We start from the raw sequence: 2455 nt of genomic DNA on the forward strand, positions 1-2455 counted from the left end.
TGAGTATTCCGTGACTTCAGAGCCACTCAATCCGTTACAGAGAGCCATCCATTCCGAACGATAGAGCCACCTGAATTATAAGGGCAATCCGCTATTGAGAGCCACTTCTTGAAGCAATACAATCATCCTAACGGATGAATCCGTAATACTTTGAGAGGAGGACGATCAAATGTCCAAAGAAAAACAAATTTTACATATGCTGCTGGATGGTTATAGCCAACGGCGCATTGCCAGTACCTTGTGCGTATCCAGGAATACGGTTGCTAAGGTGGCGAGAGCAGCCTCAGATCACCAGTTATCGAAAGATGCACTGGAATCCATGGAAGAAATGGAAATCCACAATACACTTTTTCCAGAAGAAGCATTGCTCCCAACATTGGTCACGCCGGATTTTCCTTATATTCATAAGGAATTATTGAAAAGCGGCGTAACATTAAAGCTGTTATGGCAGGAGTATGTTGATACCTGCCGGGATGCCGGAAAACCGCCATACGGCTACTCCCAATACTGCAAGTTATATCAGGATTATGTTTCGAAAAATAAGCTTACCATGCATATCCAGCATAAACCTGGTGACAAACTGATGGTCGATTGGGCCGGGACCGCGCTGCCCCTTTATGATAAGATCTCTGGAAACAGCAGCAAGGTTTATCTGTTTGTAGCGACGCTGCCTTTCAGCATGTACTGCTATGCGCAGGCATGCCGTACCATGAAAGAGGAGGACTGGATCAATGCGCATATCGCTATGTATGAGTTCTTCGGCGGTGTCACCAGGATCCTGACCCCGGATAATCTGAAGGTTGGGATCCTCAGCAACAGAAAATACGAGGATCCAGTCGTAAACCGCTCTTACCAGGAGCTTGCGGATCACTATCACACTGCATTGCTTCCCGCCCGGGTATTGGCCCCGCGTGATAAAGCAGCTGTAGAAGGGAGTGTTGGGAATCTGACTTCCCACATCATTGCCCGTCTGCGGAACCGGAAATTTTTTGACATCCATACCATGAATGCAGCGGTCCGAAAGGAACTGGATCGGTTCAATGAGGCTCCTTTCCAGAAAAAAGACGGTTCCCGTCACTCTGTATTTCTGGAAGAGGAACTTCCCTTTTTACAGCCGCTTCCCAGATATCCATATGAGTTTGCCCAATGGAAATCCGCTACCGTTCAGCTGAACTACCACATTGCCATAGATTTTCAGAACTATTCGGTCCCTTATGAGTATGTGCGCAAGAAAGTGGATGTCCGGTACACCAAGAGTAGCATTGAGGTTTATTACAAAGGGAATCGGATCTGCAGCCACAAACGTCTTTATGGACGCCGCGGGCAGTATTCCACGATCCCGGAGCACATGCCTGTCAACCATCAGCTGTACAGTGAATGGGATAAGGCAAGGTTCCTTAAGTGGGCATCTGGTATCGGTGAGTCAACCCATCAGGTGATCCAGGGGATCTTTGATTCCTACCGGATCGAAGAGCAGGCTTATAAGGGTTGCCTGTCTCTCCTGGAACTGGCTGATAAATATACTCCGGAAAGATTGGAACATGCCTGCAAAGCAGCTTTGGAGCGGATCCCCAGCCCGCGTTATAAGAATATCCGCCTGATCCTGGAATCCGGCAATGACAAGGCTGCTGGCCCATCAAACCAATCCTCTGAGGCTATCCATGACGAAAGCTATGCCCTGGTCCGTGGAGCTTCTTATTACGGAGGTGGCAGCCATGAAAAATGATACGGTGAAAAAGTTAAAGTCCATGAGGCTGCCTGCCTTTGCGGAAGCTTATGAAAAACAGATCGACCAGGAAGCTGAATACGGCTCCATGTCCTTCCATGAACGTCTCATGCTGTTGGTTGATGCGGAATACGATTCCCGGCATAATAACAATATCAAAAGATTGATCAAGAACGCGAAGTTCTCTGACTCATCTGCATTTCTTGGAAACATTGATTATCTGCCGGACCGGCACCTGAACCGGGATCTCCTGGAGAGCCTGGCGGATAATGACTACATCCGCCAAGGGCTGAATGTCATCCTGATCGGGGCTACAGGTACCGGCAAAAGCTTTATTGCTAATGCACTGGGAGTCAACGCCTGCCAATCCGGATATAAGACCAGATATATCCGTCTGCCGGAACTGTTCAGCGAACTGGAAGCAGCGAGGATACAGGGAAAATATCATCAAGTGATGAAGCAGTTTCAAAAGCTCCCACTTGTGATTCTTGATGAATTCCTTTTGATCCCTGCTTCCGAGCAGGAGCAAAGGGATCTGTTGGAACTGATGGAATACCGCTGCGGCCAGGTCTCCACCATCTTCTGTTCCCAGTTCATGCCGGAAGGCTGGCATGAAAGATTAGGAGGCAGTGCCCTTGCCGATTCCATCCTTGACCGTATCATCCCATCTGCCTATACCATGCGGATTGACGGGGATGTTTCAATGCGGCAAAGGAAAAGGATGATCAA

At 48.4% G+C, this 2455-nt stretch carries 2 protein-coding genes; both read left to right on the plus strand.

What is annotated here, in order from left to right:
• Window positions 1-169: 169 nt before the first annotated feature.
• The gene (istA, locus tag HNP82_RS17615; RefSeq protein ID WP_183776809.1) at window positions 170-1726 is read left to right on the plus strand and encodes an IS21 family transposase; all 1557 of its coding nucleotides are present in this window, start codon (window positions 170-172) and stop codon (window positions 1724-1726) included.
• A partial coding sequence (istB, locus tag HNP82_RS17620; RefSeq protein WP_183776810.1) for an IS21-like element helper ATPase IstB occupies window positions 1716-2455 on the plus strand: 740 nt, incomplete at its 3' end. The genes istA and istB, both read left to right, overlap by 11 nt.

The sequence above is a fragment of the Catenibacillus scindens genome, assembly GCF_014202115.1.
GTDB lineage: Bacteria > Bacillota > Clostridia > Lachnospirales > Lachnospiraceae > Catenibacillus > Catenibacillus scindens.